Here is a 23696-nt window from a genome sequence, read left to right as displayed (position 1 = left end):
CCGATCATGGCCGTCGACGCCGCCACTGCCGCCAGCTCCGCCACCACGAGCAATTCGAGCAACGCCCTCGCCAAGCTCACGGCTGACTCGACGATGTTCCTGAAGCTGCTGACCGTGCAGATGCAGAATCAGGATCCGCTGAGCCCGATGGACACGTCGGAATATACCCAGCAGCTGGTCCAGTTCTCGCAGATCGAACAGTCGATCCAGCAGAATGCGTCGCTCAAGTCGATCCTGACCGCGCTCACGTCCGACAATCTGGTCGGTGCAGCCTCGGTCGTCGGCAAGGTGGCAAGCTTTGGCAGCGATCAGGCCGGGCTGAGCGCGACGGCGCCCGCGCAATGGACCTATGCCACCACGCGCCCGGCCGAAACGGTCGTGGCGACGATCAAGAACGCATCCGGCGCCACCGTTCACACGGTCAACCTCAGCAGGTCGGAGGGCGACCTGGTGTGGGACGGAACGCTCGACAACGGCACCCGCGCGCCGGATGGAGCCTACACGCTCGAAATCGCCGCAAAGGATACCACCGGTGCCAGCGTCCCCGTGTCGATCTCTGCACGCGGGCTGGTCAGGGAAGTCGCGCAGGACGCATCCGGCATGACGTTTCAGGTGAATGGCGTCTTCTACAACGCCGCCGCGCTGATCCGTCTGACGCAATAAGCGCGGACCGAAACCGGCGCGCTGCGCGCCGCTCTATAACAGACCCGGATCGTGGCCGCCGCCGGTCTTCCCCCTTGCTGACCGGGGCGGCCATGTTCCAACCGGGCCCGATCAGTTGCGATCGCGTGCCTCGAGCATCGTGATGATGCCGGAGAAATCCATGCCCGAATGGCCTTCGTCGGCGAACTTCGCGTAAAGCTCCGCCGCGCGCGCGCCCATCGGCGTGTCGGCGTGGACCGTTTCCGCCGCCTCCATCGCCAGCTTCAGATCCTTGAGCATCAGCGCAGCCGCAAAGCCGCCCTGATAGTCATTGTCGGCCGGCGATTTCGGGCCGACGCCGGGGAGCGGCGCATAGCTGGTCATCGACCAGCTCTGCCCCGACGAGACCGAGCTGATATCGTAAAAGGTCTGCGGATCGAGCCCGAGCTTGCGCGCGAGCAGGAACGCCTCGCAGGTCGCGACCATGGTCGCACCGAGCAGCATGTTGTTGCAGATCTTCGCCGCCTGCCCGGCGCCATTGGCGCCGGCATGGATCACCGCCTTGCCCATGTCGGACAGGAACAGCTCCGCGCGTTCGAACGCCGCATCGCTGCCGCCGACCATGAACGTGAGCGTGCCCGCGCTCGCCGCCGCGATCCCGCCGGAGACGGGCGCGTCCACCGCCATCAGCCCCTTGCTCGCCGCCGCATCGGCAACACGGCGCGCGGTATCGACGTCGATCGTCGAACAGTCGATCAGGATCGCGCCGGTATCCGCCGCGCCGAACACGCTGTCGGAATAGACCTGTTCGACATGCTTGCCCGCAGGCAGCATGGTGATGACCGCCTCGGCCCCCTGCGCCGCCTCCGCCGCGCTCGCGACGGGCAGGCACCCGGCGGCCTTGGCGCGGGCCAGCGCCTCTTCGCTCAGGTCAAAGGCGCGGACGTCATGTCCCGCCTTTGCCAGGTTCGCGGCCATCCCGCCGCCCATATTGCCAAGACCGATAAATCCTACGCGGGCCATTGCGGCGCTCCTCTCCAAAACAATCCCCTCTCCCCTTGATAGGGGAGAGGATAGCGTAGCTTGGCAGCTTGCTGCCTAGCGCAGCTTGGAGAGGGGTAGAGCGGAGCTTTGCTCCGCGCGGCTGCGATGCAGCCGCCACCCCTCTCCCAGCTCCGACTAAGGCCTCGCTTCGCGAGACCAAGTCTGCGCATCCCTCTCCCCTCCTGCGGAGGGGCGAGGAAATTATGCTTACTTCCCCGTCCAGTTTCCCGGACGCTTCTCGACAAAGGCGGCCATGCCTTCCTTCTGATCGGCGCTGCCGAACAGGCCGTGGAACAGGCGACGTTCGAACTGGACGCCCTGCGCCAAGCCGGTTTCGAAGGCGGCGTTGACCATTTCCTTGTTCGCCAGCACAGCCAGCGGCGCCATCGACGCGATCGTCGCGGCGGTCTTGAGCGCTTCGTCGAGCAGTTCGGCGGCGGGAACGATGCGGCTGACAAGGCCGGCGCGCTCCGCCTCTTCCGCACCCATCATGCGGCCGGTCAGGCACATTTCCATCGCCTTGGCCTTGCCCACCGCGCGGGTCAGGCGCTGCGATCCGCCCATGCCCGGCGCGACCGCGAGCTTGATTTCGGGCTGGCCGAACTTGGCGGTGTCGGCGGCGAGGATGAAGTCGCACATCATCGCCAGCTCGCACCCGCCGCCCAGCGCAAAGCCGGAGACGGCGGCGATGATCGGCTTGCGCGTGCGGGTAAACTGGTCCCAGCCGGCGAAGAAGTTATGGCCGTACATGTCGGCAAAGCCCTGCGCCTGCATCTCCTTGATGTCGGCCCCGGCTGCGAACGCCTTTTCGCTGCCGGTGAGAACCGCGCAGCCCTGCGACGGATCGGCGTCGAATGCGGCCATTGCGGCGAGGAGTTCGGACAGGACTTCGCTGTTGAGCGCGTTGAGCGCCTGCGGGCGGTTGAGCGTCACCAACGTGACGGCGCCGCGCTGTTCGACAAGGATGGTGTTGTAGTCGGTCATCGTTGGTCCTGTTCGTCACTGTTGTCGCGGCGTCCACGCCTCACCCTCGGGCAGCGGCGCGAAGATCTGGTCGATCAGGTGATCGCTCACCCCCTCGGGCGTGGCGGGGTTCCAGCGCGGGTGGTTGTCCTTGTCGATAATCAGCGCGCGGACGCCTTCGATGAAGTCGTGGCGCTGCACGACGCGGGTCGCGACCGCATATTCCTGCCGCATCTCATCCTCGAAGGTCGGCATAGTCGCACCGTCGAGCAGCAGCTTGAGGCTGACCTTCATCGATTGCGGCGATTTGCTCGCGATGGTCGCGCGCTGCTGCATCGCCCAGTCGCCCGGATCGGCTTCGAGCGCGGCGATGATCTCTTCGAGCCGGTCGCTCGCGAACAGGCGGTCGATGGCGTCGCGGTCACCAAGAATGCGGGCATCGGGCGCGGGCGTTGCGAGATCGGCCAGAATGCGTTCGATCAACTGAGGATCGGCAAGGATCCGCGCCTTTGCATCCGCGAGCTGCTCCGCAGGCAGATAGTGCGTGGCAAGGCCGAGCGCGACGCACTCCGCACCGCCGAGACGGTGGCCGGTAACCGCGAGATACTGACCGACGCGACCCGGCAGGCGCGAGAGATACCAGCCGCCGCCGACATCGGGGAACAGTCCGATGCCCGTTTCCGGCATCGCGAACTTGGTATGCTCGGTCGCGACGCGATAGCGCGCGGGCTGGCTGAGGCCGACGCCGCCGCCCATCGTGATCCCGTCCATGAACGCGACGATCGGCTTGGCGAAGGTGAACAGCGCGTGGTTCATCTGATATTCGACGCGGAAGAAGTCCCGCGCCGCCGCGCCATCGTCCGCGCCGCTGGTGGCGAGCATGCGGATGTCGCCGCCCGCGCAGAAGCCGCGCGAGTATTTGGGGTCGCCATCCGGCGAGGGGGCATGGTCGATCATCACCGCCTCGACCGCCGTGTCGCTGCGCCACGCGGTCAGCGCTTCGAGGATCGCGGCGCACATGCCGGTGTTGAGCGCATGGATCGCCTTGGGCCGGTTGAGGCGGATGCGACCGACCCTGCCCTCGACGGAGATCAGGACGTCGTCATTTGCGTGCAGGCTCATTGGCGCACCAGCTCCCGCCCGACAATCATGCGCATCACCTGATTGGTCCCCTCCAGGATCGAATGGACGCGCAGGTCGCGCCAGAAGCGTTCGATCGGGTAATCCATCAGATAGCCATAGCCGCCATGCAGCTGCAGCGCGCGATCGACCACGCTCGATCCAGTGTCGGTGGCAAAGCGCTTGGCCATCGCGGCGAACTTGGTCTTGTCGGGTGCGTTGGCAGTGACCTTGGCGGCGGCGAGGTAGAGCAACGCGCGCGCCGCCTCCAGCTCGGTCGCCATGTCGGCGAGCATGAACTGGGTGTTCTGGAACTCGGCCACCGCTGTTCCGAACTGCTTGCGGTCTTTTGTATAGACAATTGCTTCATCGAGGCAGCGCTGCGCCCCGCCGAGCGAGCAAGCGCCGATGTTGAGGCGTCCGCCGTCGAGGCCCATCATCGCGATGCGGAAGCCTTCGCCCTCGCCGCCGATCATGTTTTCGACTGGCACGCGGACATTGTCGAACATCACCTGCCGCGTCGGCTGCGCATGCCAGCCGAGCTTGCGCTCGTTCGCACCGAAGCTGACGCCCGGCATGTCCTTTTCGATGGCGAGGCACGAGATGCCCTTGGGGCCATCGGCGCCGGTGCGGACCATCGTGACGTACAGTTCATTCTCGCCCGCGCCGGAGATGAACTGCTTCGACCCGTTGACGATGAAATGATCCCCGTCGCGCTTGGCGGTGGTCTTGAGCGCGGCGGCGTCGGAGCCCGAGGACGGTTCGGTCAGGCAATAGCTGGCCAGCCAGTCGGCGGTGACGAGTTGCGGGAGATACTTGTCCTTCACCGTCTGCGACCCGAAGCGATCGATCATCCACGCGGCCATATTGTGGATCGAGATGAACGCGCTGGTCGCGGGGCAGCCATAGGCCATCGCCTCCATGATCAGCGCCGCTTCAAGCCGACCGAGGCCGATCCCGCCGCTTTCTTCGCTGACATAGATCGCGCCGAAGCCGAGCTCGGCGGCGGCCTTCACCGTCTCACGCGGGAAGATATGTTTCTCGTCCCATTCCGCCGCATGCGGGGTGATTGCGTCGGCAGTGAAGCGCTGCGCCATCTCCTGAATCGCGCGCTGGTCGTCGGTGAGGTCGAATTGCTGGTCCATCATTCTCTCTGTCTGATCCTGTCGGAGGAACGCCGCGCCGCGACGTGCGATCCGGGTGGCATCAATCGGGGGTCGTCACATGAAACTTCGTCTGCTGCTCGTCGCGCCACTGCTGCTCGCTTCGGCGTGCATGTCCGGCGAGGGACTCAATACCTTTGCCACCGGGGTCTGTGAGCAAAGCGCGTCCTGCACCGTGCGCGACCAGACGCCGCGCTACGGATCGCCGCAGCAGCGCGCGGTGGAGGATGTCATGCGCGGGCGACAGGAGCCGATGTAGCGTGCTCACTTCCCCTCCCCCAGCACGCGCTTCGCAAACAGCGGGTTGGAGATGCGCAGGTCGTTGCGGTCGTACCAGCGCGGCGCGGGCAGGCCCTTTTCCCACGCCAGCGCCTCGATCAGCGTCCCCTGCGCATGCGGCGTGTCCGGCGTAGCGTCGCGGAGCGGGTCGGCATAGGCTTCGTCGACGGTGATGATGGTCCAGCCCCTGGCCTTCAGCGCCTTGACCAGATCGCCGATGAACAGGGCCGCGATGTCGGTTTCGTGGAGCAGCATGACATGCGCGGGCGAGCGGCCGAGCGTCCTGACGGCGAGCGCGTCGTAGAACTCCGCCGCCTCGACATGGCTTTCGACATAGAGGTCGCGCAGCGCCTGCATGTCGATTTGCTTCCCCGCCTGTTTTGCGGCGATGGTCAGGCTTTCGATGTTCCAGTCGGAGGATTCAGCGGTGACATAGCCGTTGATCAGCCCGCGCGCCTTCAGCCCCGCGCGGATCGCGTCGCGCTTGACCTTGTCCGTGCCGCCCTCGTCCAGGAACGGGAAGCGGAACCAGGGGCGATAGCCGGGGCGCGCTTTCAACCAGACTTCGGCGCGGTCGAGATCGGCGAGATAGGCGTCGGCGTCGGTGCTGCCGAGCCGGGGGTGCGACCAGCTGTGGTTGGCGAGGACGTGTCCCGCCTTCACGTACCGGTCGAGATTGGCGATGCCGTCACCATGGCCGGGCTGGCCGATATTGCCCGGGTTCACGAAGAACACCGCCTGTTTGACGCCTGCCTTGCGCAGCGCGGCGGTCAGCTTCTTCGCGCGGTCGTCGGGATCGAGGAACGCCCCAGCCCCGCGCGGCGCATCGTCGAAGCTGAGCGCAATCCGCTTCTGCGCGGCGGCGGGCAGCGCGAGCAGCAGACAGGCGAGCAGGGCCGCGACGATCCTCACTGGACGCTTGCCCCTTGCATCACCCGCTCCTCGAACAGCCGGTCGGCGACCGGGCCGTCGGTGCGGTCGTACCAGCGCGACCCTTCCAGCCCCTTTTCCCAGGCGAGCATCTGGATGCGGGTGCCGTTGGCGAAATCGACCCGCGGCGTGCGGCGGGCGATCGGGTCGTCGAACGCCTCGTCCGCCGTCACGATGGTCCAGCCGGCCTTGCGCAGCCCAGCGACCATGTCGGGGAGGAACAGCGCGGCAAGGTCGGTTTCGTGGAGCAGCAGCACTTGCGCCGGGTGGCGGCCGGTGGCGCGGAGCGCGAGGGCATCGGCAAACTCGGCCGCGCCGACATGGGTTTCGACATAGAGGTCGCGCAGCCGCGCCATGTCGATCGTCCGCCCCGCGCGCTTCGCCGCGATCGTCAGCCGCTCCATGTTCCAGTCATAGCCATCGGCGGTGACATAGCCGTTGATCAGCCCCCGCGCGGTGAGGCCATCGCGCACCGCCTGCGCCTTTACGAGGTCGCTCCCGCCCTCGTCGAGGAACGGAAAGCGGAACCACGGGCGATAGGTCGGACGGCCGCGCAGTCGCGCCTGCGACTGGTCGATATCGGCAAGGTAGAATGCGGCGCTGACCCGCGACAGACCGAGATGGGTACAGGTGTGATCGGCGATGACATGGCCCGCCGTCTCGTAAGCGCGAACCAGCGCCCCGTCGCGGTCGCTCTGGATCCGGCACGGGTTGACGAAGAACGCCGCCTGCCGCACGCCCGCCGCCGCCAGCGCCGCGATCAGTCGAGGACCGCGCTCTTCCAGCGTCAGGAACGCCCCCGCCCCGCGCGGGGTGTCGTCGAAGGTGATGGCGATGCGCTTGTCCACGCGCTCAGGTTCCCCCGCCGACAGCGCGACCGGTGCTGCCCGCGCGATGAACAGCAGCGCAGCGACCGCCAACCCTATCCGCACCAGCCAGATCACGCCGCTTCCCCCGCAGACCGGGGCGAAGCGATAGCATGATCGCGCACGATAGACGACCTGCGCCACCCATGCGCCTTACCCCATGGTGGGAATGACAAAGGCGTTCCCGCCATCGACCGACCCGTCGGGCCAGCGCTGGGTGATCGTCTTTACCTTGGTGAAGAACTTGACCCCTTCCATGCCGTGCTGGTTGGTGTCGCCGAACGCGCTGCGCTTCCACCCGCCGAAGGTGTGATAGGCGACCGGCACCGGGATCGGCACGTTGATGCCGACCATGCCGACATTAACCCGCGCGGCAAACTCGCGCGCGGCATGGCCGTTGCGGGTGAAGATCGCGACGCCATTGCCGTACTGATGCTCGCTCGGCAGGCGCAGCGCCTCTTCGAAGCTGTCGGCACGCACCATCTGGAGGACCGGGCCGAAAATTTCTTCCTGATAGCTGCGCATTTGGGGCGTTACGCGGTCGAACAGGGTCGGGCCGACGAAGAAGCCGCTTTCATGCCCCTGCAGCGTGAAGCCGCGGCCATCGACCACCAGTTCCGCGCCCTCATCGACGCCCATCTGGATATAGGATTCGATCTTGGCCTTGTGCGCGGCGGTCACCACCGGGCCGTAATGCGCCTCGGCATCGGTCGACACGCCGACACGCAGGCCACGGATCGCGGGCAACAGCTTTTCGCGCAGCGCGATTGCGGTCTTCTCACCCACCGGCACGACGACCGGCAGCGCCATGCAGCGCTCGCCCGCCGAACCGAACGCGGCACCGGCAAGGTCATTGACGACCTGATCGAGGTCCGCGTCGGGCATGACGATGCCGTGGTTCTTCGCGCCGCCCATCGCCTGGACGCGCTTCCCGGCTTCGACACCGCGGCGATAGACATAATGGGCGATGTCGGACGATCCGACGAAGCTTACCGCCTTGATCTCGGGATGGTCGAGAATCGCGTCGACCATTTCCTTGTCGCCCTGAACGACCTGGAGGATGCCGTCGGGCAGGCCCGCTTCCTGCATCAGTTCGGCGAGGCGCACCGGCACGCTGGGGTCGCGCTCGCTGGGCTTGAGGATGAAGGCGTTGCCGCAGGCGATGGCGACGCCGAACATCCACATCGGGATCATCGCCGGGAAATTGAACGGGGTGATGCCCGCGACGACGCCCAGCGGCTGGCGCATCGAATAGACATCGATGCCGGGGCCGGCGCCCTGGGTATACTCGCCCTTGAGCACATGCGGGATGCCGCAGGCGAACTCGATCACCTCAAGGCCGCGCTGAATGTCGCCCTTCGAATCCGCGATCACCTTGCCATGTTCGGACGACAGCAGCTGCGCCAGTTCGTCCATGTTCTTCTCGACCAGCGCCTTGAACGCGAACATCACGCGCGCACGCCGCTGCGGGTTGGTGGCGGCCCATGCGCCTTGCGCGGCCAGCGCCTTGTGCATCGCCGTGTCGAGATCGGCGGGGCTGCCCAGCGTCACCTGCGCCTGCACCGCGCCGCTATTGGGGTCGAACACGTCCGACCGGCGCGTGCCGGTGCCCGCGCTTGCCGCGCCGCCGATGAAATGGGTGATCTCGCGAACTGCCGTCGCCATGATGCCTCTCCTTGTTGCCGCGCTCATGCACCTCCCACCCCATGGGCGGCAAGCCCACAAGTTACGATTGTTACCGGTTCATCGCAGGCACATATGGAAAATCGCAGAAATCCGGCCTTTGTAACGGAAGTGTCACGCCCGGATAACGCGGCATTTACCGTCCGCTCCCTATCACGATCGCCATGTTCGCGCTCGCAGATCCAGCCACTGCCGCTGCCACCCCCGCGCCTGCCAGCGCGCGCGAGTGGCTGACCACGGCCGAGCGCAACCCGCCCTATCTGCGCGAAACCGACACGTTGTTCACCGCGACCGAAATGTTCCAGACCAACATGGAACTGCGGCTGCTACCGGTGGTCGATGCCGGCCATCGCGCGATCGGCGCCTTGTTCGAGAAGGACGTGCGGCGGCTGCTGCTCAATCCGTTCGGCCATGCGCTGATGCGCAATCCGGCCTATGGCAGCGCGATTGCGGCGCATATCCGCCCCTGCCCCCAGGCCGAGGTCGATCAGGACATCGGCGCGGTGCTTGATGCCTATCGCGCCGCCAGCGGTCAGGAAGGCATGATCCTGACGCATCGCGGACGGCTGTTCGCCGTCGTCGCCAACCGCCGGATCGTAAGTCTGGCGGTCGAGCGTGAACTGGTCCATGCCCGCGCGCAGCTGCGCCGCTCCAGCCGGATCGAAGCGGCGTCGGCCCAGTTCGAGGCGCAGGTCGCGGCCCTTGCGGACACGCTGGGTATGCTGTCGCAGCGAATCGGCACGCATGCCGGCGCGACCGCATCGCGCGCCGCCGATACAGGAGATCGCGCGGCCGCCGTCGCGGCTGCCGCGTCGCAGACCAGCCTTGGCATGCACGGCATTGCCGAACGCGGGCGCATGCTGGCCGACGCCTTCGCCACGATCAACGCCGATACAGTCCGGGCAAAGAGCGCGGCGGAACATGCGGTGGGACTGGTCGGCGAAGGCGGCGCACGGATGCGTCAGCTGATGCGCTCGGCACAATCGATCGACTCGGTAATCGCGCTGATCGGCGAGATTGCGGGTCAGGTGAACCTGCTCGCGCTTAACGCAACGATCGAGGCCGCCCGCGCGGGTGAGGCCGGGCGCGGCTTCACCGTGGTCGCCAACGAGGTGAAGGCACTGGCAACGCAGGCCGGCCATGCCGCGGGACGCATCACCACCCATGTTGCCGAAATCTGCGACGGCATCGCCCAGGTGGCGGGCGGGCATGAAGAGGTCGAATGCGCAATCGCGGCGATGGCACGGCTGTGCGACACGGTCGAACACGCGGTCGCCACGCAAAGCGAAACGACTCGCCTGATCGCGGCAACGGTCGATGAAACCGTCAGCGCCGGCGCGCTGATTGCCGACGACGTGTCCGCCATCAGCGGCAGTGCCGGATCGGCAACGCAAAGCGCGCAAGAAATGAACGGGCTCGCCACGCGCATTCACGCCGAGGCCACTGCGCTGGACGGCGCGGTGCGCAACTTCCTCGCCGATCTGCGCGCGGCCTAAAGCGCCGCGATTGCCTCGCCGATCACGGCATAGACCCGCGCCAGATCATCGTCCGCAATGCTGTAGGGCGGCATGACATAGACCGTGTTGCCCAGCGGGCGCAGCAGCACGTCGCGCTCGCGGAAAAACGCCATCAATCGCGGGCCGAGCGCCGACATATAGCTGCCCGCGCGATCCTCCAGCTCCATCGCGACGATCGTGCCGAGCTGGCGCAGGTTGGACACCTTGTCCCGCAACGGCGCGCTGAGATCGGTCTGGCGCAGCACCAGCCGGTCGATCCTCTCCAGCACCGGCTCATCGCGCCAGATGGCGAGATTGGCCACCGCTGCCGCGCAGGCGATCGGGTTGGCGGTGTAGCTCGACGAATGGAAGAACATGCGCGAGCGGTCTTCGGACAGATGAGACGCGAAGATCTCTTCGGTCGCCATGGTCACCGCCAGCGGCAGCGACCCGCCGGTCAGCCCCTTTGACAGGCACAGCAGGTCGGGGACGATCTGCGCCCATTCGCACGCCAGCAGCGCGCCGGTGCGGCCCCAGCCGGTCATCACCTCGTCCGCGATGAACAGCACACCATGCGCCGCGCAGATGTCCCGCATCGCGCGCAGGACGCCGGGCAGATAGATGCGCATCCCGCCCGCGCCGAGGATCATCGGTTCGACAATCAGCGCGGCGGGAGGCGGCGATTGCGAACAATAGTGCTCCAGCGCCGCCATCGTCTGCGCCTCCTTCCCGCGTTCCGGGAAGGGGATGACGTCGACGTCGAACAATAGCGGCGCGTAACTCTTGTTGAACACGCCGCGCGCGCCGACCGACATGCCGCCGATCGTGTCGCCGTGATAGCTGCCCTCCATCACGATGATCCGGCTACGGTCCTCGCCGCGATTGGCGAAATGGCCGAGCGCCATTTTCAGCGCGACCTCGACGCTGGTCGATCCGCTGTCGGAGAAGAACACGCGGGTCAGCGCGGGCGGCATGATCGCGGTGAGGTCACGCGCCAGCGTTTCGGCGGGTTCGTGGGTCCAGCCGGCGAAGATCAGCTGATCGAGCTTTTCGCTCTGCGCGCGGATCGCCGCCATGATGGCCGGGTGGCAATGGCCGTGCGTCGTGACCCACCAGGACGAAATGGCGTCGATCACGCGACGGCCATCGGCGGTGTGCAGGATCGCGCCCTCGGCACGCGTGACCAGCGGCACCGGCTCATTGAGACCATGCTGGGTAAAGGGATGCCAGACGGGCGACGTCATGCGATCGGCCCGAGATCGAGTGTCGCGGCTGCGGCGCGCAGGTTGTCCGGGGTCAGCGGATCGAGGCGCGGCAGGCGACCGAGCGAGGCGACTTGCCCCATTGCGCAGATCGTCGCCTGGCTGTCGGGCACTTCGTCGCCGGAGAAGAGGATGCCCGCCACAGTCACGCCGCGCGCGCGCAGTACTTCGATGGTCATCAGGCTATGGTTGATCGTGCCGAGCGCGGTGCGCGCGACGATGACGACCGGCAGTCCCCAGCGGGCGAACAGATCGGCGTAGAGCAGGTCGCGGGTCACCGGCACCAGCGCGCCCCCCGCCCCCTCGATCACCAGCCGCCCGGCTGGTGGCGTCAGGCGCGCGGAGTCGATGGTGACGCCATCGATCTCTGCCGCGCGATGCGGGGAGCAGGGGGTTTCAAGGAAATAGGCTTCGGGCAGCGTTTCCACCCCCGCGAGGCGCGCGACCGCCTCCCGGTCGCTCTCCGCTTCCTCGCGTCCGGCCTGCATGGGCTTCCAATAGGTTGCGCCCAACCGCCACGCGAGCGCCGCCGACGCGACGGTCTTGCCCACCCCGGTATCGGTGCCGGTAACGACGATCATGCGAGTGCCTCTGCCAGTGAATCAATGTCTTGCGGGGTGACGTTGAGCGTCAGCGTGATCCGCAGCCGCGCGGTGCCGGGCGCGACCGTGGGCGGACGGATCCCGCGCACATCAAACCCGCGCGCCTGCACCGCCGCCGCGCGCGCCATCGTCGCCGTGTCGTCGCCGATGATGAGCGGCAGGATCTGCGTCCCCGTCGCGGTCACGCCATGCGGGACCAGCACGGTTTCAGCATGGGCGATCAGCGCGTGGAGCCGCGCGCGCCGCTCCGGCTCCTCCGCCACGATGCGCAGCGCGGTGCGGACCGCGCTGGCGAGCAACGGCGACGGCGCGGTGGAAAAAATGAACGGACGCGCGCGATTGATCAGAAACTCGATCAGCACGCGCGGGCCGGTCACCAGCGCACCCTGACAGCCCAGCGCCTTGCCGCAGGTGTGGAGCGCGATGACATTCTCCGCGCCCTCCAGCTGCTCCGCGAGGCCGCGCCCATGCGCGCCCCATACGCCGGTGGCATGCGCCTCGTCGATCAGCAGCATGGCGTCATGCCGCGCCGCCACCGCTGCGAGGTCGGCCACCGGCGCGCAATCGCCATCCATCGAGTAAAGCGTTTCGAACGCGATCCAGGGCGTGCCCGTCCCGCCCTGCGCGCGCCAGGCGCGGATCGCGTCGTCCACTGCCTGCGGATCGTTATGCCCGGCCGCCACTGCCGGAGCGCGGGCGAGGCGCAGGCCGTCATGCATGCTGGCATGAATCATGGCGTCATGGACGATCAGGTCGCCCGGCTGCGGCAGCGTCGCGAGCAGCGCGACATTGGCCGCAAAGCCGGTCGCGAAATACAGGCACGCCTCCGCACCGAACAACGCGGCGGCCTCAGCCTCCAGCGCCGCAATCTCGGGATCATTGCCGCGCAGCAGCCGCGAACCGCCCGATCCGACCGCGACGCCGCGCGCGACCGCGTCAGCCACGGCATCGCGCAACCGCTGGTCACTGGCGAGGCCGAGATAGTCGTTCGACGCAAAATCCCGCCCGGTGCGCGGGCTGAGCGACCGCAGCCGCCCTGCCCGTTCCAGCCGGTTCAGATCGTCGTGGTGAAAGCCTGGCGTCATGCCGCTCCCGCACGGGCGAGCAGCGCCTGCGCCTGTTTGAGGTGCGGCGCATCGATCATCTTGCCGTCAAGCTGCAATGCGCCCGCGCCCGGATTGGCGGCGAAGGCGGCGACGACGGCGCGGGCATGCGCGATGGCGGCTTCGGACGGGGTGAAGGCGGCATTGATCACCGGGACCTGCGCCGGGTGGATCGCCATCATGCCGGTAAAGCCGTCGCGCATCGCCCGCGCGCAATAGGCGGCGAGACCGTCGAGGTTGCGGAAATCGGGGTAGACCGTCTCAATCGGCGCGACCCCCGCAGCGTGCGCGCCGAACAGGGTGAGGCCGCGGATCATCTCATAGGGCGGGGTGTAACGCCCGTCCGCCTCACGCGAGGATTGCGCGCCGATCGCGGCGGGCAGATCCTCCGCCCCCCAGGTGATGCCGGCAAGGCGCGGCGAGCAGCCGGCATAGCTGCCCAAGCCAAAGATCGCGGCGGGCGTTTCGGTCGCGATCGGCAGGATGCGCGCGGCGACCCCGGCCAGCATCGCGTCGAGCGCGGCGACATCCTGCCCGCTTGCCGATTTGGGCAGCACGATCCCGTCCGCCCCGCGCGCGGCGGCAAGGTCGTCCTGCGTCACGCCGCTGTCGAGCGGGTTGATGCGAACCCAGAGCGCCGGGCCTCCATGCTGTTTGGCGAGGAACGCGGCAACTGCTTCGCGCGCGTCGCCCTTGCGCTCCGGCGTCACCGAATCCTCAAGGTCCAGGATCAGCGCATCGGCACCGCTGGCCAGCGCCTTTTCCATCCGGTCGGGCCGGTCACCGGGAACGAACAGCAGCGAACGCAGGCGCATCGGATTTCCTCTCTCGTGCCCCGCGCCATGCCTTTGCCGCGCGCTGACGGCAAGGGTGGCATCTATCCTCCCTTGCTAGAGATAGGGAGTTTTGGGTGCCGGTCTCAGAATGCGGCCAGGCTCCAACCAACCCAATTTGCGGATATTGACAGACCCTGCTGGAGCTGCGGAATAGAATGATGAATAAAGAAGCATTCGATGCGCTTTTCGAGGAGCGCGTGGCGCAACGATTGGCTCGGGTCGGCTTCGTGTCTAAGGGCAAGTCGCTCGCGTTTTGCGACGAAAGCCTAGTGCTTTCGCTTTTCCGGCTCGGCGGTCGGATGAGTAGTCCGGGTTCGATCGCGCATGTACTTTGTTTCCGGCATTCCATTTTGCGGGACAGGTCCGAGACAGTCCCAATAGGTTTTCCAGATGAAGTTTTCGATTATCCTTACAAGTTCAAGCCGCTTGAGGATGGGCGAGAGCGACCGATCTATCGGCCTCAGAATCTGAACTACCAATACGAGCGACTACACTGGGATAATGCGGACGATGAATCAGTAATCGAAAAATTGAATCGCATTTCCGAACATGTCGAAGTTCACTTTCTTCCTTGGGCAAAGGCGATCCCGCTGGCGCAGGCGAAGTCAGAAATTGAACGGCACGGTGAGAACGCTTGGTGCGAGCGCATGTGGATTGAAGATTACTCCGAGCATCTTGCTCGAAACGGCGGCTGAACCCCAATTCAACCCGGTCAGAGATCGCGCCAACGGTAATTTGTCGATAGCCCCCTACCGCACCGGCCGCTTCTCCAGCTTCCGCGCCAGCGTTCGGCGGTGCATCCCCAACCGCCGCGCAGCTTCGGAGATGTTGAAGTCGGTCTCCACCAAGGTCTGGTGGATATGCTCCCACTCGACCGTCTTGATCGATGAGGTGCGGCCGTCGACCGGGGCGTCGACATCGCCGTCGACGCGGGCGAACGCGGCCTCGATATCGTCGGTGTTCGATGGCTTGGCGAGATAGTGGTTCGCGCCCAACTTGATCGCCTCGACCGCCGTGGCGATGCTGGCGAAGCCGGTGAGGACGACGATCTTCATCTCCGCATCGCTCGCCCGCAGCGTCTGAACGCACGCCAGCCCCGATGCACCGCCGAGCTTCAGGTCGACCACCGCGAAATCCGGCGCATGGTCGGCCAGCAGCGCCGCCAGCTCGTCATGGTTCGCCGCCCATAGCACAGTGTAGTCGCGCCGCTCGAACGAGCGTTTGAGCGTCCGCGCAAACGCCTCGTCATCCTCGACGATGATCAGCAGCCGCGCACTCATCGCGGTGCCGCCAGCGCCAGCGCGGCGAGCGGGAGGACGATGCGCACCCGTGCGCCGCCGTCCAGCCGGTTCTCCGCGCTCGCCTCCCCGCCCAGCTTGCGCAGGACATTGACCAGCAGGAACAGGCCCAGCCCCCCGCCCGGCTTGCCCTTGGTCGTGCGATAGGGCTGGCCGAAGGTGGCGAGGATTTCTGGCGCGAAGCCGGTGCCGCGATCGGCGATCTCGATCACCAGCGCGTCCTCCTCGCGCAGTGCGGTGAGGGTCACGGTGCCGGGCGATACCTCGATCGCATTGTCGATGACGTTGCCGATGACCTGGCGCAGCGCCGGGTCGGACACGATGGTGACGTCCGCGCCGAAGCGGTCGTCGAAGTCGAGCGTGCCGGGGAGCAGGCTGGCGCGATACTCCGCGACGATTTCGGTCAGGAAGCGGCGCACGCTGGTCACTTCGGGCGCCACGCCGCGCGCCTCGCCCGCCGACATCAGGATGCCGCTGACGATCGCCTTGCAGCGGCGCACCGCCCCGTCCATCTCGGCCAGTTCCTGCTGCAGCTCGGCATCGTCCTTCAGCCGGGGCATTGCGCGCCAGTCGCCGATCGCGACCGACAGCAGCGACAGCGGCGTCCCCAGCTCATGCGCGGCGCCCGAGGCGAGCAGGCCCATGCGGACGATATGATCCTCCTCCGCCGCGCGCTGGCGCACGGCAGCGAGCGCGGCGTCGTGGCTGCGCAGATTGCGGCTGATCTGGCCGATGAACACCACCAGCAGCACCGCGATCAGCACGAAGCAGACAAGTCCGCCGAACAGATAGAGATTGACCGGATCGACCGGCAGATCGGCGGGCAGCACCAGCGGCGTCGGATCAAGCGCCAGGATGCCCAGCGCGATCAGCGTCGCCGCGACGATCGCCCAGGGATAATAGGGCCGCAACAGCACCGCGCCGAGCACGATGTGCAGCAGGAACAAGGCTGCGAACGGGTTGGTGATGCCGCCTGACAGGCTGAGCTGCACCGTCAGCGCGCCGACATCGAACAGCAAGGCGGCGGCGAGCGCGCCGTCGGTGAAGCGCGCGCCGCTGGCGATCAGCACATGGCTGGCGATGTTGAGCGCGGCGAGCGTCGCGGTCGACATCAGCAGCTGCGTCATCGGCAGGTCGATGCCGAGCGCGACCTGCACCACGGCGACCGTCACCAGCTGTCCGCCCACCGCCAGCCAGCGCAATTGCGTGAGCAGCAGCATGTTGCGCCGCCCCGCATCCGCCGGCTGAAAGGCGGGCTCAAGGATCTGCCGGTTCACGACTCCTTGTTGGGCGCAACCGCCGCTTTGCGCAACACCAGCCAGATGCCGACCAGCGACAGCAACGCCAGCGCGAACCAGGTCAGCGCATAACCCAGATGATTGTCGGAAAAGCGCAGCACGGTCAGCCCGCCGCGCGGCCATCCGCCGGGGTTGGGCGCGGCGTCGGCGTCGATGAAATAGGGCGCGGCGTTGTTGAGGCCACGCGCAGCGGCGATCGCGGCGACATCGCGCGAATACCAGTTATCCGCTGCGGGATCGTTGCTGCGCAGGAACCCGCCGCCCGGCTCGGTGACGCGCAGCAGGCCAGTGACGGTCACCTGCCCCGCCGCATTGCCCGCCGTGCGGCTTGCGGACTCGCGCAGGTCGGGGGGCACGAAGCCGCGATTGACCAGCAATGTGAAGCGCCCGGTATCGAGCGGGGTGACGACCCAATAGCCACTGCCCAGATCGCTGACCGCACGCACCAGCGTCTCGCGGTCGTGCAGGAACCTGCCGGCAACACGGACGCGGCGATAGGCGTCGGTCTCGGCACTGACCGGAACGCCCGGCGCCGGGGCAGCGACCGGCGCGGCGGTGCTGCGCGTTTCGACCGCGTCGATCAGCGCATGCTTCCACGCCCGTCGCTCGACCTGCCAGATGCCCAGCGCCACGAAGCCGGCGGCGAGCATCAGCAGCAGCGCCGCTGGAACGGCGCGCCGGAGCTTCACGGGACCTGCTGCTCCAGATGCTGCGGCATCATGTTGCTGTTGAGGTGGTGCATGACCCACAGCGAACCAGCGAGCATGATGAAGATCACGATCACGGTGAACACCAAAGAGGTGAGCGTCCAGCCGCCTTCGGACCTGGGGTTCATGTGCAGGAAGAAGATCATGTGAACGATGATCTGCACCACTGCAAAGCCCATGATGACGGCGGCCGTCACCCCGGCGCTGAGCGGCATCGTCATCACCAGCCAGAACGGGATCGCGGTCAGGATCACCGACAGGACAAAGCCGATCACATAATCGCGCAGCGTCGCGTGCGGCAGTTCGGCAACGGCGTGGTGCTCGTCATGATGCGCGCTCATCACAGCATCCCCATCAGATAGACAAAGGTGAAGACGCCGATCCAGATGACGTCAAGGAAGTGCCAGAACATGCCAAGGCATGCGACCCGGCGCTGATTGGCAGGGATCAGCCCCTTGCGCCCCAGCTGAACCATCAGCGTCACCAGCCAGATCAGGCCGAAGGTCACGTGCAGGCCGTGCGTGCCGACCAGGGTGAAGAAGGCCGACAGGAACGCGCTGCGCTGGGGCGTCGCGCCGAGGTGGATCAGATGGGCGAACTCATAGAGTTCGATCGCCAGGAACGCCGCGCCGAACAGGCCGGTGACGGCCAGCCAGCCCTGCGTCGCGCGGACCTTGCCCAGCTGCATCGACAGCATGGCAAAGCCATAGGTGATCGACGAGAACAGCAGCATCGCGGTGTTGAGCGCGATCAGCTTGAGGTCGAACAGGTCCTTTGGCCCCGGCCCCGCGGCGTAATTGCCACCCAGCACCGCGTAGCAGGCGAACAGGATCGCAAAGATGAGGCAGTCGCTCATCAGATAGATCCAGAAGCCCAGCATCGTGCTGTGCCCCTCGGGGTGCGGATGCTCCTCCAGCTCGTAGAAGACGGGGGGCGTGTTGGGGTCTGCAGTCACGGCGGTCATGCGGCGGCTCCGGCGGCCAGCTGGCGGGTGCGCGCGTCCTCCACCGCGGCGACGGTTGCCGCCGGGATGTGGTAGTCGCGGTTATAGTTGAAGGTGTGGATGATTGCGGCGCCGAGCAGCGCGACGAATGCCGCGATGACCAGCCACCAGATGTGCCACACCAGCGCGAAGCCCAACACCAGGCTGATGCCCGACAGGATCACGCCGGCACCGGTCGGGCGTGGCATATGGATGTCGCGGAAGCCCTCGACCGGACGCACGGCGTTGCGCTTCTTCATGTCATACCATGCGTCGAGGTCGTGGATGCGCGGGGTGAAGGCGAAGTTGTACTCCGGCGGGGGCGAGCTGGTCGCCCATTCCAGCGTGCGACCGTTCCACGGATCGCCATCGACCTTCAGTTCCTCGCGCTTCCAGATGCTGACCGCGAACTGGACGAGCATCGCGAAGATGCCGACCGCGATCGTCGCCGCGCCGATGCCGGCGATGATGAACCAGATCTGGTAGGACGGGTCGTCGAACACCCGCATCCGGCGCGTCACGCCCATCAGGCCGAGGACATAGAGCGGCGCAAAGGCGAGCCAGAAGCCCACGACCCAGCACCAGAAGGACACCAGGCCCCACTTCTTGTCGAGCTTGAACCCGAACGCCTTGGGCCACCAGTAATTGATCGCGGCGAACAGGCCGAACAGCACGCCGCCGATGATCACATTGTGGAAGTGCGCGATCAGGAACAGCGAATTGTGCAACACGAAGTCCGCCGGCGGCACCGCGAGCAGCACCCCGGTCATGCCGCCGATGGTGAAGGTCAGCATGAACGCGATGGTCCACATCATCGGCAGCTCGAACCGGATGCGCCCGCGATACATGGTGAACAGCCAGTTGAAGAGCTTCGCACCCGTCGGGATCGAAATCACCATGGTGGTGATGCCGAAGAAGCTGTTGACGCTCGCCCCCGACCCCATGGTGAAAAAGTGGTGCAGCCACACGACGTAGGACAGGATGGTGATGACCACCGTCGCATAGACCATCGAGGTATAGCCGAAGAGCCGCTTGCCCGAGAAGGTCGAGGTCACTTCGCTGAACACGCCGAACAGCGGCAGGATCAGGATGTAAACCTCTGGATGACCCCAGATCCAGATCAGGTTCACGTACATCATCGACGATCCGCCGAAGTCGTTCGTGAAGAAGTTGGTGCCGGCGTACCGATCCAGCCCGAGCAGCGCGAGCACCGCGGTCAGCACCGGGAAGCTGGCGACGATCAGGATGTTGGCGCACAGCGAGGTCCAGGTGAACACCGGCATCTTCATCAAGCCCATGCCCGGCGCGCGCAGCTTCAGAATGGTGACGATCAGGTTGATGCCGGACAAGGTCGTCCCGACGCCCGCTATCTGTAGCGACCAGATATAATAATCGACGCCGACATTGGGGCTGTAGGTAATCCCGGACAGCGGCGGATAGGCGAGCCACCCGGTCTGGGCGTACTCACCGACGAACAGCGACACCATCGTCAGCGCCGCGCCCGCCGCGGTCATCCAGAAACTGAAATTGTTGAGGAACGGGAAGCTGACGTCGCGCGCGCCGATCTGGAGCGGGACGACATAGTTCATGAGGCCCGTGATGAACGGCATCGCCACGAAGAAGATCATGATCACGCCATGCGCGGTGAAGATCTGATCATAGTGATGCGCGTTCAGATAGCCTTCGTTCCCGCCGAACGCCATCGCCTGCTGCAGGCGCATCATGATCGCATCGGCAAAGCCGCGCAGGAACATGATGAGGCCAAGGACCATGTACATGATCCCGATCTTCTTGTGGTCCACGCTGGTGAACCACTCCTTCCACAGATAGCCCCACAGGCGATATTTGGTGAGCAGCGCCAGCATCGCGATGCCGCCGATCGCGACCACCGCAAAGGTGACGATCAGGATCGGTTCGTGCAGCGGGATCGAATCGAACGACAGGCGACCGAAAATCGGGTCGACCGACGGAGCGGGATGCGCGGTAGGATCGGACACGGGCTTACTCAGCTTTCCGGAAGGGCGGGAATGTCGGTCATCGCGGTACGCGCGATCGGCGGGGTCGACTGGCGCACGCGTGACAGGCCGGCGCCGGTCAGCGGGCTGTTGTCGACCGGTTCGGGGTCGGGCGCGTTCACCGACACCATCGGCGTGGTGCACACGGCGGCGACATAACGCGTGTCGAGGTTCGACAGCGTGCCGCGCGCGGCGAATTTGTCATAGGCCAGGTCGCGGACATTATAGGCGCCGGCAAGGCCAAGGCCGCCCTTGGCATCGATCGCCATCATGTCGTGCATGCACATCTTGCCCGGCTCGACGCACAGGTTGACGACGCGGTCGAACAAATTGGGCTCGACCTGAGCGAACCGGCGGACCGGCTCCTTTTCGCTCGGGCGTTCGAGCTTGAGATAGGTCACGCGGTCGAGCGGCGTTGCCGTCCCCTTCACCTGCGCGACCCAGGCATCGAACGCGCCGCGTTCCATGCTCTTTGCGGCAAAGCGCATGTTCGAGAAACCCGCCCCCGAATAGTTGGCGGAGAAGCCGACAAATTCGCCGGTCTGGTCGAAAATGCCGTGCAGCTTGGTTTCCATGCCGGGCATCGCATAAATCTGCCCTGCGAGCGCCGGGATGTAGAAGCTGTTCATCACCGAGGACGACGCGATGCGGAAGCGGATCGGGCGATCCACGGGGGCCGCGAACTCGTTGACCGTGGCGATGCCCTGCTCCGGGTAGATGAACAGCCACTTCCAGTCGAGCGCGACGACCTGCACCTCCAGCGGCTTTTCGCGGTCGGTCTCGGGCGCACCCGGCCCGCGGGCCTCGGGCGCGGCGAGCGGGCGATAGGGGTCGAGCAGATGCGTGCCGACCCAGGTCAGCGCGCCCAGGCAGATGATGATCAGCAGCGGCGCGGCCCAGATCACCAGCTCCAGCTGGGTCGAATGGTCCCACTCGGGGTCATAAGTCGCGTCCTGGTTCGCCGCGCGATATTTGAACGCGAAGAACACCGTCAGCGCCATCACCGGAACGATGATCAGCAGCATCAGCGCAGTCGAGATCATCACCAGATTGCCCTGTTGCCGCGCGACTTCACCGGCGGGGTCGAGGACGATCAGCCCGCAGCCGGACAGCAGCGGCAGCGCAGCAAGCGCCAGCAGGGGGCGGAGGCGATGGCGGAATCGGACAGGGTTCTGGGCCATGATCCGCGCCTACGCCCGCACCTCCGGCGCGCACATAGGACATTTTGTCCAATCCCTTGATCCTTATCAATGCAGCAGTGCGTTTTCATCGCGCGGGCCGGCATGGTGCCCGCCATGGTGATTCGCGCCGCGCATGGGCGGCAAGCTGGGAAGACTCGAATGAGCGCCGATACCGTCCCCACCACGCAAGCCGAGCGCGATGCGCGCGCGGTCAATTCCGATGGTCCGCGGGACGGCCACAAGATCGCGCCCGGCGAGATTGCGATCGGCGTGATCATCGGCCGCACGTCCGAATTTTTCGACTTTTTCGTTTACGCCATCGCGTCGGTGCTGGTGTTCCCGGCACTGGTGTTTCCGCACCTCGATCCGCTGCAGGGGACCTTGTGGTCGTTCGCAATCTTCGCGCTCGCGTTCGTGGCGCGGCCGGTCGGCACGATGATCTTCACCGCGATCGACCGTGCCTATGGCCGCGGGGCAAAGCTGACCATTGCGCTGTTCCTGCTCGGTGGCTCGACCGCCGCGATCGCGTTCCTGCCCGGCTACGCCTCGATCGGTATCGGTTCGGCGTTGCTGCTCGCGCTGTTCCGCATGGGCCAGGGCGTGGCGCTGGGCGGATCGTGGGACGGGCTTGCCTCGCTGCTCGCGCTCAATGCGCCGGCCGGCAAGCGCGGCTGGTATGCGATGATTCCGCAGCTGGGCGCGCCGCTCGGCCTGATCGTCGCCAGCCTTCTCTTCATGTTCCTGATCGCCGCCCTGCCCGCGCAGGATTTCCTCGACTGGGGCTGGCGCTACCCGTTCTTCGTGGCGTTTGCGATCAACGTCGTGGCGCTGTTTGCGCGCCTGCGCATCGTGGTGACGCCCGAATATGCGACTCTGTTCGAACGGCGCGAGCTTCAGCCTGCGCCGATGACCGAAACGATCCGGTCGAACTGGCGCACGATCATCCTCGGCGCGTTCGCCCCGCTGGCCAGCTTCGCCATGTTCCATATGGTGACCGTGTTCCCGCTGTCCTGGGTGTTCCTGTACACCGAGGAATCGCCGGTCCGCTTCCTCGCGATCGAGGCGGTTGCCGCCGCGCTCGGCGTGGGCGCGATCATCGCGTCGGGCTATCTCGCCGACCGCGTAGGGCGCCGCACCGTGCTCGCCGCCACTGCTGCCGCCATCGCCGCATTCAGCGGCTTTGCGCCGCAGCTGCTGGAGATGGGCGAAGCTGGCGAGGCCGCGTTCATGCTGCTCGGATTCGTGCTGCTTGGCCTGACCTTCGGCCAGTCGTCGGGCGCGCTGTCGGCCAGCTTCCAGCAGCGCCACCGCTACACCGGGTCGGCGCTGACGGCGGATCTCGCCTGGCTGTTCGGCGCCGGTTTCGCGCCGCTCGCTGCGCTCTGGCTGTCGTCCGAGTTCGGCCTGCTAGCCGCCGGTGCCTATCTGCTGTCGGGCGCGATCGGCACGCTGGTGGCGCTGTGGCTCAACCGCGAACTCGCCCGCACGATCGACTGACGCGCGTCATCCGGCACGGCCGGGGCTGTCCTGCATGGCGATCCAGCGCGCGACCACGGCGAGCCGCAGCGGGCAGGTAAACACCAGCCCGACCCGCTCGCCGCGGACCCAGCGGACATGTGCGCCGAGAGTACCGATGCCGGCGATATCGATATCGACCCGGTGCCCGAGCGGGATCGGCAGGTCGGTTTCGACCTTCGCCCCGCCCTGTGACAGGTCGATCAGCGGGACCAGGTGCCACACCGCACCGATCCGCAGCCGCGCCCGCAGCCGCGTCGAGACGCGCGGACAGCGCGGCAGCTGATCAGGCAGCAGTGCGGTGTGGACGTGCAGATAGGCGTCAACGTCAATCGGGTCGTCGAACGCGATCCCCGCCTGTTGTTCCTGCACCCAGCGCACCGCGCCGTCGAGCGGATCGCACAGCTTGGGCTCGATCCGCACCCGCATGCCCGGCTCCAGCGGCGCATAAAGTTCGACCATCATTCCGCCTGGTCCGATATTGCGGATCAGGCACAGCTGCTGTGCCCCGTCCGCCGTGACCAGCCGGGCAACCTGAAACAGGGCGGTCGTTCGATGATCCGCGCGGCGATCCTCGCCACCCCGCAGTGCCGTCTCCGACACGCAGCCAGTATCCACGGGCAACGCTCCCAGCGAGCAGCGTCCTGCCGAAGAAAGAGTGCTCGCAGCTCCAGCTCCGGCCTCATGTCGCACCAAGGTCAGCCATAAAGCA

General features: G+C 66.4%; 24 protein-coding genes. 5 read left to right on the top strand and 19 right to left on the bottom strand.

From position 1 onward, the window contains the following. Positions 1-6: 6 nt before the first annotated feature. Entirely contained in the window at positions 7-663 is a 657-nt protein-coding gene (locus tag J2Y54_RS14845) for a flagellar hook assembly protein FlgD (protein WP_310040835.1), read from the top strand. 111 nt (positions 664-774) lie between these two features. Here the strand turns inward: J2Y54_RS14845 and mmsB are convergent, their stop codons facing one another. The 4 genes from mmsB to J2Y54_RS14825 form a co-directional block, all read right to left on the bottom strand. Then, on the bottom strand, positions 775-1665 hold the full coding sequence (mmsB, locus tag J2Y54_RS14840; protein WP_310040834.1) for a 3-hydroxyisobutyrate dehydrogenase: 891 nt from the start codon (positions 1663-1665) through the stop codon (positions 775-777). A 228-nt stretch (positions 1666-1893) separates the two neighbouring features. After that, positions 1894-2670: an enoyl-CoA hydratase gene (locus J2Y54_RS14835; protein WP_310040832.1), complete on the bottom strand. Its 777-nt coding sequence runs from the start codon at positions 2668-2670 to the stop codon at positions 1894-1896. 15 nt (positions 2671-2685) lie between these two features. Beyond that, positions 2686-3771, bottom strand: a complete 1086-nt coding sequence (locus J2Y54_RS14830; protein ID WP_310040831.1) for an enoyl-CoA hydratase/isomerase family protein — start codon at positions 3769-3771, stop codon at positions 2686-2688. Further along, positions 3768-4913 (bottom strand): acyl-CoA dehydrogenase family protein, encoded by a 1146-nt coding sequence (locus J2Y54_RS14825; RefSeq protein ID WP_310040829.1) that lies wholly within the window; start codon positions 4911-4913, stop codon positions 3768-3770. Before J2Y54_RS14825 ends, J2Y54_RS14830 begins: the two co-directional genes overlap by 4 nt. Before the next feature lie 79 nt (positions 4914-4992). Between J2Y54_RS14825 and J2Y54_RS14820 the strand changes: the two genes are divergently transcribed. After that, positions 4993-5190: a hypothetical protein gene (locus tag J2Y54_RS14820; RefSeq protein ID WP_310040828.1), complete on the top strand. Its 198-nt coding sequence runs from the start codon at positions 4993-4995 to the stop codon at positions 5188-5190. A gap of 5 nt (positions 5191-5195) precedes the next feature. On the opposite strand, the gene J2Y54_RS14815 is transcribed toward J2Y54_RS14820, so the two are convergent. Genes J2Y54_RS14815 through J2Y54_RS14805 form a run of 3 tightly spaced genes read right to left on the bottom strand, consistent with a single transcriptional unit; the run spans position 5196 to position 8671 of the window. After that, complete coding sequence (locus J2Y54_RS14815) at positions 5196-6122, bottom strand: polysaccharide deacetylase family protein (RefSeq protein ID WP_310040827.1); 927 nt, start codon at positions 6120-6122, stop codon at positions 5196-5198. Further along, complete coding sequence (locus tag J2Y54_RS14810; RefSeq protein ID WP_310040826.1) at positions 6119-7150, bottom strand: polysaccharide deacetylase family protein; 1032 nt, start codon at positions 7148-7150, stop codon at positions 6119-6121. The genes J2Y54_RS14815 and J2Y54_RS14810 overlap by 4 nt, the downstream gene beginning before the upstream one ends. A gap of 9 nt (positions 7151-7159) precedes the next feature. Next, positions 7160-8671 (bottom strand): CoA-acylating methylmalonate-semialdehyde dehydrogenase, encoded by a 1512-nt coding sequence (locus J2Y54_RS14805; RefSeq protein WP_310040825.1) that lies wholly within the window; start codon positions 8669-8671, stop codon positions 7160-7162. A gap of 182 nt (positions 8672-8853) precedes the next feature. Here J2Y54_RS14805 and J2Y54_RS14800 point away from each other — a divergent pair, with 182 nt between their 5' ends. Next, the gene (locus tag J2Y54_RS14800) at positions 8854-10185 is read left to right on the top strand and encodes a methyl-accepting chemotaxis protein (RefSeq protein WP_310040822.1); all 1332 of its coding nucleotides are present in this window, start codon (positions 8854-8856) and stop codon (positions 10183-10185) included. On the opposite strand, the gene J2Y54_RS14795 is transcribed toward J2Y54_RS14800, so the two are convergent. From J2Y54_RS14795 to J2Y54_RS14780, 4 genes are read right to left on the bottom strand one after another with little or no spacing between them, the layout of a single operon-like run. After that, positions 10182-11429, bottom strand: a complete 1248-nt coding sequence (locus tag J2Y54_RS14795; protein WP_310040820.1) for an adenosylmethionine--8-amino-7-oxononanoate transaminase — start codon at positions 11427-11429, stop codon at positions 10182-10184. The genes J2Y54_RS14800 and J2Y54_RS14795 overlap by 4 nt on opposite strands. Next, complete coding sequence (gene bioD / locus J2Y54_RS14790; RefSeq protein WP_310040819.1) at positions 11426-12028, bottom strand: dethiobiotin synthase; 603 nt, start codon at positions 12026-12028, stop codon at positions 11426-11428. The genes J2Y54_RS14795 and bioD overlap by 4 nt, the downstream gene beginning before the upstream one ends. Then, on the bottom strand, positions 12025-13134 hold the full coding sequence (locus J2Y54_RS14785; RefSeq protein ID WP_310040818.1) for an 8-amino-7-oxononanoate synthase: 1110 nt from the start codon (positions 13132-13134) through the stop codon (positions 12025-12027). The genes bioD and J2Y54_RS14785 overlap by 4 nt, the downstream gene beginning before the upstream one ends. Then, entirely contained in the window at positions 13131-13967 is an 837-nt protein-coding gene (locus J2Y54_RS14780) for a CoA ester lyase (protein WP_310040816.1), read from the bottom strand. The genes J2Y54_RS14785 and J2Y54_RS14780 overlap by 4 nt, the downstream gene beginning before the upstream one ends. Before the next feature lie 179 nt (positions 13968-14146). Between J2Y54_RS14780 and J2Y54_RS14775 the strand changes: the two genes are divergently transcribed. Continuing rightward, positions 14147-14683, top strand: a complete 537-nt coding sequence (locus tag J2Y54_RS14775) for a hypothetical protein (RefSeq protein ID WP_310040814.1) — start codon at positions 14147-14149, stop codon at positions 14681-14683. 54 nt (positions 14684-14737) lie between these two features. Here the strand turns inward: J2Y54_RS14775 and J2Y54_RS14770 are convergent, their stop codons facing one another. Genes J2Y54_RS14770 through cyoA form a run of 7 tightly spaced genes read right to left on the bottom strand, consistent with a single transcriptional unit; the run spans position 14738 to position 21469 of the window. Continuing rightward, positions 14738-15268: a response regulator transcription factor gene (locus J2Y54_RS14770; RefSeq protein ID WP_257842801.1), complete on the bottom strand. Its 531-nt coding sequence runs from the start codon at positions 15266-15268 to the stop codon at positions 14738-14740. Continuing rightward, complete coding sequence (locus J2Y54_RS14765; RefSeq protein ID WP_405052934.1) at positions 15265-16506, bottom strand: ATP-binding protein; 1242 nt, start codon at positions 16504-16506, stop codon at positions 15265-15267. The genes J2Y54_RS14770 and J2Y54_RS14765 overlap by 4 nt, the downstream gene beginning before the upstream one ends. A 53-nt stretch (positions 16507-16559) precedes the next feature. Next, entirely contained in the window at positions 16560-17234 is a 675-nt protein-coding gene (locus tag J2Y54_RS14760) for an SURF1 family protein (protein ID WP_310041332.1), read from the bottom strand. Positions 17235-17269: 35 nt separating this feature from the next. Next, a complete protein-coding gene (cyoD, locus tag J2Y54_RS14755; RefSeq protein ID WP_310040811.1) occupies positions 17270-17632 on the bottom strand; it encodes a cytochrome o ubiquinol oxidase subunit IV in 363 nt (120 codons plus the stop codon). Next, positions 17632-18255 (bottom strand): cytochrome o ubiquinol oxidase subunit III, encoded by a 624-nt coding sequence (gene cyoC / locus J2Y54_RS14750; protein ID WP_310040809.1) that lies wholly within the window; start codon positions 18253-18255, stop codon positions 17632-17634. The genes cyoD and cyoC overlap by 1 nt, the downstream gene beginning before the upstream one ends. Continuing rightward, positions 18252-20270 carry a cytochrome o ubiquinol oxidase subunit I gene (gene cyoB / locus J2Y54_RS14745; protein ID WP_310040808.1) on the bottom strand — a complete coding sequence of 673 codons (2019 nt, stop codon included), beginning with the start codon at positions 20268-20270 and terminating at the stop codon, positions 18252-18254. The genes cyoC and cyoB overlap by 4 nt, the downstream gene beginning before the upstream one ends. 8 nt (positions 20271-20278) lie before the next feature. Next, positions 20279-21469 carry a ubiquinol oxidase subunit II gene (cyoA, locus tag J2Y54_RS14740; protein ID WP_310040807.1) on the bottom strand — a complete coding sequence of 397 codons (1191 nt, stop codon included), beginning with the start codon at positions 21467-21469 and terminating at the stop codon, positions 20279-20281. A gap of 159 nt (positions 21470-21628) precedes the next feature. Here cyoA and J2Y54_RS14735 point away from each other — a divergent pair, with 159 nt between their 5' ends. Then, positions 21629-22966, top strand: coding sequence for an MFS transporter (locus J2Y54_RS14735; RefSeq protein ID WP_310040805.1), 1338 nt, complete (start codon positions 21629-21631; stop codon positions 22964-22966). Positions 22967-22972: 6 nt separating this feature from the next. Here the strand turns inward: J2Y54_RS14735 and J2Y54_RS14730 are convergent, their stop codons facing one another. Further along, positions 22973-23602, bottom strand: coding sequence for a PilZ domain-containing protein (locus J2Y54_RS14730; RefSeq protein ID WP_310040804.1), 630 nt, complete (start codon positions 23600-23602; stop codon positions 22973-22975). Between the last annotated feature and the right edge of the window lie 94 nt (positions 23603-23696).

This window comes from Sphingomonas sp. BE123 (genome assembly GCF_031456015.1).
Taxonomy (GTDB): Bacteria; Pseudomonadota; Alphaproteobacteria; order Sphingomonadales; family Sphingomonadaceae; genus Sphingomonas.
This window is presented reverse-complemented; position numbering and strand designations above follow the sequence as displayed.

Bases quoted from the DNA above. Each gene is read 5' to 3' on its own strand.
- J2Y54_RS14845 (WP_310040835.1), top strand. From the start codon at position 7: ATGGCCGTCGACGCCGCCACTGCCGCCAGCTCCGCCACCACGAGCAAT.
- mmsB (WP_310040834.1), bottom strand. From the start codon at position 1,665: ATGGCCCGCGTAGGATTTATCGGTCTTGGCAATATGGGCGGCGGGATG.
- J2Y54_RS14835 (WP_310040832.1), bottom strand. From the start codon at position 2,670: ATGACCGACTACAACACCATCCTTGTCGAACAGCGCGGCGCCGTCACG.
- J2Y54_RS14830 (WP_310040831.1), bottom strand. From the start codon at position 3,771: ATGAGCCTGCACGCAAATGACGACGTCCTGATCTCCGTCGAGGGCAGG.
- J2Y54_RS14825 (WP_310040829.1), bottom strand. From the start codon at position 4,913: ATGGACCAGCAATTCGACCTCACCGACGACCAGCGCGCGATTCAGGAG.
- J2Y54_RS14820 (WP_310040828.1), top strand. From the start codon at position 4,993: ATGAAACTTCGTCTGCTGCTCGTCGCGCCACTGCTGCTCGCTTCGGCG.
- J2Y54_RS14805 (WP_310040825.1), bottom strand. From the start codon at position 8,671: ATGGCGACGGCAGTTCGCGAGATCACCCATTTCATCGGCGGCGCGGCA.
- J2Y54_RS14800 (WP_310040822.1), top strand. From the start codon at position 8,854: ATGTTCGCGCTCGCAGATCCAGCCACTGCCGCTGCCACCCCCGCGCCT.
- J2Y54_RS14795 (WP_310040820.1), bottom strand. From the start codon at position 11,429: ATGACGTCGCCCGTCTGGCATCCCTTTACCCAGCATGGTCTCAATGAG.
- bioD (WP_310040819.1), bottom strand. From the start codon at position 12,028: ATGATCGTCGTTACCGGCACCGATACCGGGGTGGGCAAGACCGTCGCG.
- J2Y54_RS14785 (WP_310040818.1), bottom strand. From the start codon at position 13,134: ATGACGCCAGGCTTTCACCACGACGATCTGAACCGGCTGGAACGGGCA.
- J2Y54_RS14780 (WP_310040816.1), bottom strand. From the start codon at position 13,967: ATGCGCCTGCGTTCGCTGCTGTTCGTTCCCGGTGACCGGCCCGACCGG.
- J2Y54_RS14775 (WP_310040814.1), top strand. From the start codon at position 14,147: ATGAATAAAGAAGCATTCGATGCGCTTTTCGAGGAGCGCGTGGCGCAA.
- J2Y54_RS14770 (WP_257842801.1), bottom strand. From the start codon at position 15,268: ATGAGTGCGCGGCTGCTGATCATCGTCGAGGATGACGAGGCGTTTGCG.
- J2Y54_RS14765 (WP_405052934.1), bottom strand. From the start codon at position 16,506: ATGCTGCTGCTCACGCAATTGCGCTGGCTGGCGGTGGGCGGACAGCTG.
- J2Y54_RS14760 (WP_310041332.1), bottom strand. From the start codon at position 17,234: ATGCTCGCCGCCGGCTTCGTGGCGCTGGGCATCTGGCAGGTCGAGCGA.
- cyoD (WP_310040811.1), bottom strand. From the start codon at position 17,632: ATGAGCGCGCATCATGACGAGCACCACGCCGTTGCCGAACTGCCGCAC.
- cyoC (WP_310040809.1), bottom strand. From the start codon at position 18,255: ATGACCGCCGTGACTGCAGACCCCAACACGCCCCCCGTCTTCTACGAG.
- cyoA (WP_310040807.1), bottom strand. From the start codon at position 21,469: ATGGCCCAGAACCCTGTCCGATTCCGCCATCGCCTCCGCCCCCTGCTG.
- J2Y54_RS14735 (WP_310040805.1), top strand. From the start codon at position 21,629: ATGAGCGCCGATACCGTCCCCACCACGCAAGCCGAGCGCGATGCGCGC.